This window comes from Mycobacterium sp., assembly GCF_032159565.1.
GTDB lineage: Bacteria > Actinomycetota > Actinomycetes > Mycobacteriales > Mycobacteriaceae > Mycobacterium.
The window spans coordinates 1-6218 of the sequence record NZ_JAVHWR010000093.1 but is presented as its reverse complement, the minus strand read 5'-3'; the positions used below and the strand labels follow the sequence as shown (position 1 = coordinate 6218).

Here is a 6218-nt window from a genome sequence, read left to right as displayed (position 1 = left end):
ACCTGGTTGCGGTACATGCCCCCCGGCATGCCGCTGTCACCGGGGCTCGCGGCGAAGGCGCCCCGCGAGTCCAGCCCGCCCGCGAAGGTGTCGGCGATCCATGACAGCGACACCACCCGCTCACCCGTCGGCGACGTTCCGCCGTTGAGGAACAGCGAACCGAACCTCACCAGATCCGGCAGGCCCGCGTTGATGCCGCCGTCGAAGAAGCCCGTGCCAACCGAGTCGACGCCGATGGTCGCGTCGTTGCGCGCACCCAGCCTGGCCCACAGCACCTGCGACATCAGCTCCGGCATCCGGAGCCCGCTGGCCGCCTCGCAGATCCAGCCGAGCACATCGGTCTCGCAGGACCGGTACTCGAACGGCCCGCCGTGCGGCGATTTCTGCTGAAGGGTCACCAGGAAGTCGTACATCGTCTCCGGAAGGCCCGGCACCGTGCGAGGCGCCCACCCGATGGCCTGCTCGATCAACCGCACTTCTGCCAGCGGATCGAGATACTCCTCGGAAAACTTTATGCCCGAACGCATGTCGAGCAGGTGTCGCACAGTCGCGCCCGCGTAGCCGGAGTTGGCCAATGCGGGCACGTAGTAAGTCAGTTCGGCGTCGGGGTTCACCGCGCCGTTGCTGACGAGCGCACCGAGCACCATGGCGACCAACGACTTGCTCACCGACATCAGGATGTGCGACGAGTCGGCGTGCATTCCGCCGTAATAGAACTCGCCGAGCACCTTGCCGTGCCGGGTGACGATCCAGCCGTCGGTGTCGGTCGCGGCCATCACCTCGCCGACGGTGGTGCGCCTGGCGTTCGTCTGGTCGTACAGCGGGATGTCCACCAGATCGACCGGAGCCGACGGCAGCTCGGCGACGGGTCCGGTACCGCGCGAGATCACAGCCGTCGGGAGGAACTCGGCGATGTGCTGAAACGTCCAATGCAGCTGGGCCGCCGACTGCCAGTTGTCCAGGGTCACGCCCGGCGGCACGCGTCCGGTGTCGCCTCCGAGAGCCATGGCGACGACTGTAGTGGCCGCCGCCTGTCAGCCACTCCGCGTAGCCAGCGATGAGCGCGTCCGCAAACCGGGCGCCGACCGTGTCCTTTCACGACCGGGTATCCAGAATCGTCGTAAAGGCCGAGAACCCGCGGATAAAACTGGAAGACTGAGCGCGTGCGATCGACGCCCCGGTGCTGGTTGACCGACATGGACGGCGTGCTGGTCCGCGAGGAGCACGCCCTTCCGGGCGCCGCCGAGTTCCTGCACCGGCTCGTCGAGAAGCAACGGCCGTTTCTCGTCCTGACCAACAACTCGATCTTCACCCCGCGCGACCTGTCGGCGAGGTTGTCGCGAACGGGCCTCTCGGTGCCGGAGGCGGCGATCTGGACGTCCGCGTTGGCGACGTCGGCATTTCTCGCCGATCAGTTGCCGGGAGGATCGGCCTACGTCATCGGCGAAGCGGGCCTGACCACCGCGCTGCACGAAGCGGGATACACGCTGACCGATGTCGATCCGGATTTCGTCGTGCTCGGCGAAACACGCACCTATTCGTTCGAAGCGATCACCAAGGCGGTTCGGCTGATCCTTGGGGGCGCGCGGTTCATCGCGACCAATCCGGACGTGACCGGGCCGTCGGCGGAGGGACCGCTGCCCGCAACCGGATCGGTCGCGGCCATGATCACCAAGGCCACCGGACGGGAGCCGTACTTCGTCGGCAAGCCGAACCCGATGATGTTCCGCAGTGCGCTGAACCGAATCGAGGCGCATTCGGAGAACACCTGCATGGTCGGCGACCGGATGGACACCGACGTCGTCGCCGGTATCGAGGCGGGGCTGGAGACCATCCTGGTGCTGACCGGGTCGACCACCAGCGATGAGGTCGAGCGCTACCCGTTCCGGCCCAGCCGCGTGTTGCCGAGCATCGCCGAAGCCATTGAGCTGGTGTGATTCTCGTCGACCCGGCGACTGAGGTCCTCGCGGCGATCCGGGCGACGAACGCGGTCACGGTGCCTAGAGGCCGACTCGTTCCAGAGCTTCGTCGAACTCCTCGGAAGCCACCTTGTCGCCCTTGCCGTCGGCGATGGCCTGCGCGTAGACCGCAACGACCTCGTCTTCGACCGTGGCGAATCTCGCGTCCCACGTTTCGGAGTCGAAGCGCCAGTAGCCGATGATATCGAGCTGGTCGATGGTCCAGCCGAGGCCGCGGAAGTACTTGCGCACGACCCGCGATTCGGCGGCCTCGCCCGCGAACCAGCAATAGCCGCGGCCGGCGGGCAGCCGATGCTCGCGGACCAACTCCGCGAGTCGGCTCGGGGCGTGACCGTTGCCGGTGCCCACGGTGGGGATGACGGCCATACCGGTATGCGGCGGCAGGTAAGCCAGGTCGCCGCTGTCGGCGACCTCGACGATCGCGGTCACCGGGATGTGCGAGGACGACGACTCCTCGACGATGCGCGCGGTGGCGGGCAATCCCGACAGGTCGGTGACCAACAGCAGCCAATCGGTGGCCCGCGGCGGCCGGTACCAGGACCGGGCGTGGTCGAGACCGATCCGGTCGCCGGGCCGGGCCGCCGCCGCCCACGATGTTCCGACGCCGTACGCGTGCAGGAAGACGTCGAGCGTGATGAGGTCGCCTGCGTGGTGTCGTACGGAGTAGTTGCGGCCCTCGGCATCGGGGTCGATGTGGCTCGTCCCGTCGGGTGAGGCAACCGGAAAGTAGACGCCGACGGCCGAGTCGGCGGCCGGCTTCACGTCGAGGGCGGCGGGGTCATCGATCTGCACGACGATTCGGCGCAGGCGCGGACCCAACTCAACCGCTTCGGTGAGGCAACCATGGGTGAAGCTCACCGATCTTAGGTTACCTAACCGACTTGGCGCCTCCCGTAGTCCGGTCCAGACCCGGTCAAGTGGGCGTTTTTCGGCGGGGCGACGCTTATGTTCGGGGTTGTGGTGGGCACACGAGGAGCGCGAAAATCGCCGAGATCGAGCTGATCGGAGTTCCGTTCGACGGCTATGGGCGGCCGGGCAACCAGGCGCGGGCGGCAGCCGCGCTGCGCGATGCCGGGCTGCTCGACGCCTTCGAACACCACCATGTCGCAGGCCACGTCGATCTCGACCTGCCGGCAGGGGACTCGCGGCGCGGGCAGACGAGCCTGATCAACGAACGGGCGCTGCTTGCGATGACGCGCGCACTCAACGAGCGGGTCGGATCGGCGGTGAGAACGGGCAGGCTGCCTATCGTTTACGGCGGCGACTGCTCGACGCTTCTCGGCATCGTCACCGGGCTGCGCGATCACGTCGGCGAAGTCGGGCTGGTGTTCATCGACGGCCACGAGGACAGCATGCCGCTCGACGTGTCCGAAGACGGCGAAGCGGCCAACGCCGAACTCGGGCTGCTGCTCGGGCTGACCGGACGCACCCTGGCGGGTGAACTCGGCGACCGGCTCCCGGCGCTGCGACGCGACCGGCTCGTGGTGCTGGGTCCGCGCGACGACGCGTGGCGGCAGCGGTTCAACGTCGGCACGCTCGCCGACAACGGAGTGTGGTTGGCGCCGCTGGCCGAAGTGGCCGACGATCCGGCAGGCGCCGGACGCCGTGCCATCGAGCAGTTGGCCGAACGGGTCGACCGATGGTGGCTGCACATCGATCTCGACGTGCTGGATCCGGCGGTGTTTCCGGCGCAGGGTCTGCCCGACTTCCCCGATGAGCCCGGCGGTCTGACCTGGAACCAGCTCACCGACATGGTGATGGCCTTGTTCACCACACCGGCGTCGTGCATCGGGGGCAGCATCGCGATCTACGATCCGGACCAGGACCCGAATCGGACCGGCGCTGCGGACATCGTGGCGTTCATCCGTAACGTAGTGGCGCGCCCCACGATCAGTCGCTAGCGCAGGAGACCCGTGGCCGAACCCATCGACGAGTACTTCACCGCCACCGTCGCGGCGATGGACTCATCCGCCGAGCGCGGCCGTTCCGGCGACGAACCGGTACGGCAGGGATCTTCGCTGACGGTGCGAGTGTGCCTGGCACTGTTCGATGTTCAGCTCGGCAGCCGTCATCTCGACTTGGCTGCACGCTGGCTGCGCTCGCAGGGCAGGGGCTTTTACACGATCGGATCCTCCGGGCACGAGGGCAATGCGGCTGTTGCGGCCGCACTGCGTCCCACCGACCCGGCGCTCCTGCACTACCGGTCGGGTGCCTTCTTCCTTGCCCGCGGCGCCCTTGTCGACGGCAGGGAGCCGCTGCGCGATGTGCTCCTCGGTCTGGTGGCGTCGACGGACGAGCCGATCTCCGGCGGTCGGCACAAGGTGTTCGGCCGTCACGACCTTCGCATCATTCCGCAGACCTCGACCATCGCATCGCATCTGCCGCGTGCGGTCGGCGTCGCGTTCTCGATCGCGCGCGCAAAGAAGCTCGGGGTCTCATGCGCATGGCCGGAGGATGCCGTCACGGTGTGCAGCTTTGGTGACGCGTCGGTCAACCATTCGACGGCGGTCGGCGCTATCAACACCGCGCTGCACTCGGCGTACCAGGGCGTGCCGATGCCGTTGCTCTTCGTCTGCGAGGACAACGGAATCGGCATCAGCGTCAAGACACCCGGCGGTTGGATCGAGCAGACCTACGGAAACCGCGACGGGCTGGCGTATTTCGGAGCCGACGGCTGCGACCTGCCCGCGACGTTCGACGCCGCGGTGGCGGCCGCGGCCTGGGTGCGCACCCGTCGGCGCCCTGCGTTTTTGCACCTGCGAACGGTTCGCCTCATGGCGCACGCCGGGTCCGACTACGAACCGGCCTACCGCAAGCCCGACGAAATAGCCGCCGATTATGACCGGGATCCCTTGTTGCGCACCGCGAAACTGTTGGTCACCGAGGGCGTGCTGACGCCGGAGGAGGTGCTGGACCGCTACGAGGGCAAGCGCGCCGAGGTGATGGAGCTGGCGGACGAAGTCGCCGAGGCCAAGCAGCTCGACAGTGCGCAGGCGGTGATGGCGCCCCTGACGCTCGGCATGGCGGACGCGACCGCCGCCGCCCCCGCCTCGCTGGCCGCGTCGGTCAGGTCCAGCGACCCGGACGCGCCGATGACCGTCGCGCTCGGAATCAACCGCGCGCTGCACGACATCCTCGACCGCTATCCGGAAGCCATCGTCTTCGGCGAGGACGTCGCGCGCAAAGGCGGCGTCTACGGGGTGACCCGCGGACTGCTCAACCGGACCAGTTCCGCGCGGGTCTTCGACACGCTGCTCGACGAACAGTCTATCCTCGGGCTGGCGCTGGGCGCCGGTGTGTCGGGGCTGCTTCCCATACCGGAGATTCAGTACCTCGCCTACCTGCACAACGCTGCGGACCAGATTCGCGGTGAGGGCGCGACGCTGGGGTTCTTCTCCAATCGGCAGTACCGCAATCCGATGGTCGTGCGGGTCGCGGGCTACGGCTATCAGAAGGGCTTCGGCGGGCACTTCCACAACGACAACTCGATCGCCGCGATCCGGGACATCCCCGGCGTGGTCGTCGCCTCACCCGCCCGTCCCGACGACGCCGCGGCGATGTTGCACACCTGCGCCGCGGCGGCGAAGACGTCGGGTGCGGTGTGCATCTTCCTCGAGCCCATCGCCCTGTATCACACCCGCGACCTCCACGAGGACGGCGACGAGCAGTGGCTGGCGACCTATCCCACCGCGGGCGTTCCTGTCGGCAGGGCCCGAACTTACGGCGAGGGAACGGATTTGACCATCATCACCTTCGCCAACGGGCTGCGGATGAGCCTGCGCGTCGCCCGCAGGCTCGAGGCCAAGGGTATCGACGCCCGCGTCGTCGACCTGCGGTGGCTGGCGCCGCTTCCCGTCGAGGACATGCTGCGCGAGGCGGCTGTCAGCGGCAAGACGCTCATCGTCGACGAGACCCGGCGAACCGGGGGAGTGGGCGAGGGCGTGCTGGCCGCACTGCTCGAACACGGCTACACCGGCGTCATCGAGCTGGTAGCGAGCGCCGACAGCTTCATCCCGCTCGGCGACGCGGCGCTCGAGGTGCTGCTGAGTGAGGAGACGATCGAAGCTGCGGCCGTCAAACTGGCCAGTTAGCGACTGCTTACACTTGGCCGCGTGACCAGCCACGCGATCCGTCCACTGGCCGGGGTCCGGATCGTCGAGATCTCCAGTTTCGTCGCCGTGCCGTTGGCGGGTATGACGCTGGGGCAGCTCGGCGCCGAGGTGGTTCGGGTCGACCCGA

6 protein-coding genes are annotated in these 6218 nt (G+C 68.0%); 4 read left to right on the top strand and 2 right to left on the bottom strand.

Annotated features, from left to right (window positions below; all coding sequences use genetic code 11):
* On the bottom strand, nucleotides 1-1007 hold a 1007-nt coding region (locus tag QOC76_RS11550), incomplete at its 3' end, for a serine hydrolase domain-containing protein (RefSeq protein WP_526356973.1).
* A gap of 156 nt (nucleotides 1008-1163) precedes the next feature.
* Here QOC76_RS11550 and QOC76_RS11545 point away from each other — a divergent pair.
* On the top strand, nucleotides 1164-1937 hold the full coding sequence (locus QOC76_RS11545) for an HAD-IIA family hydrolase (RefSeq protein ID WP_526356972.1): 774 nt from the start codon (nucleotides 1164-1166) through the stop codon (nucleotides 1935-1937).
* A 63-nt stretch (nucleotides 1938-2000) separates the two neighbouring features.
* Here QOC76_RS11545 and QOC76_RS11540 read toward each other — a convergent pair whose 3' ends face one another.
* Complete coding sequence (locus QOC76_RS11540; protein ID WP_526356971.1) at nucleotides 2001-2837, bottom strand: siderophore-interacting protein; 837 nt, start codon at nucleotides 2835-2837, stop codon at nucleotides 2001-2003.
* Between the two features lie 59 nt (nucleotides 2838-2896).
* Here QOC76_RS11540 and QOC76_RS11535 point away from each other — a divergent pair, with 59 nt between their 5' ends.
* The 3 genes from QOC76_RS11535 to QOC76_RS11525 all read left to right on the top strand — a co-directional run.
* A complete protein-coding gene (locus QOC76_RS11535; RefSeq protein WP_526356970.1) occupies nucleotides 2897-3880 on the top strand; it encodes an arginase family protein in 984 nt (327 codons plus the stop codon).
* A 12-nt stretch (nucleotides 3881-3892) separates the two neighbouring features.
* A complete protein-coding gene (locus tag QOC76_RS11530; protein WP_526356969.1) occupies nucleotides 3893-6070 on the top strand; it encodes a thiamine pyrophosphate-dependent enzyme in 2178 nt (725 codons plus the stop codon).
* A 21-nt stretch (nucleotides 6071-6091) separates the two neighbouring features.
* Nucleotides 6092-6218: CoA transferase (locus tag QOC76_RS11525; protein WP_526356974.1), on the top strand; the 127-nt coding region annotated here is incomplete at its 3' end.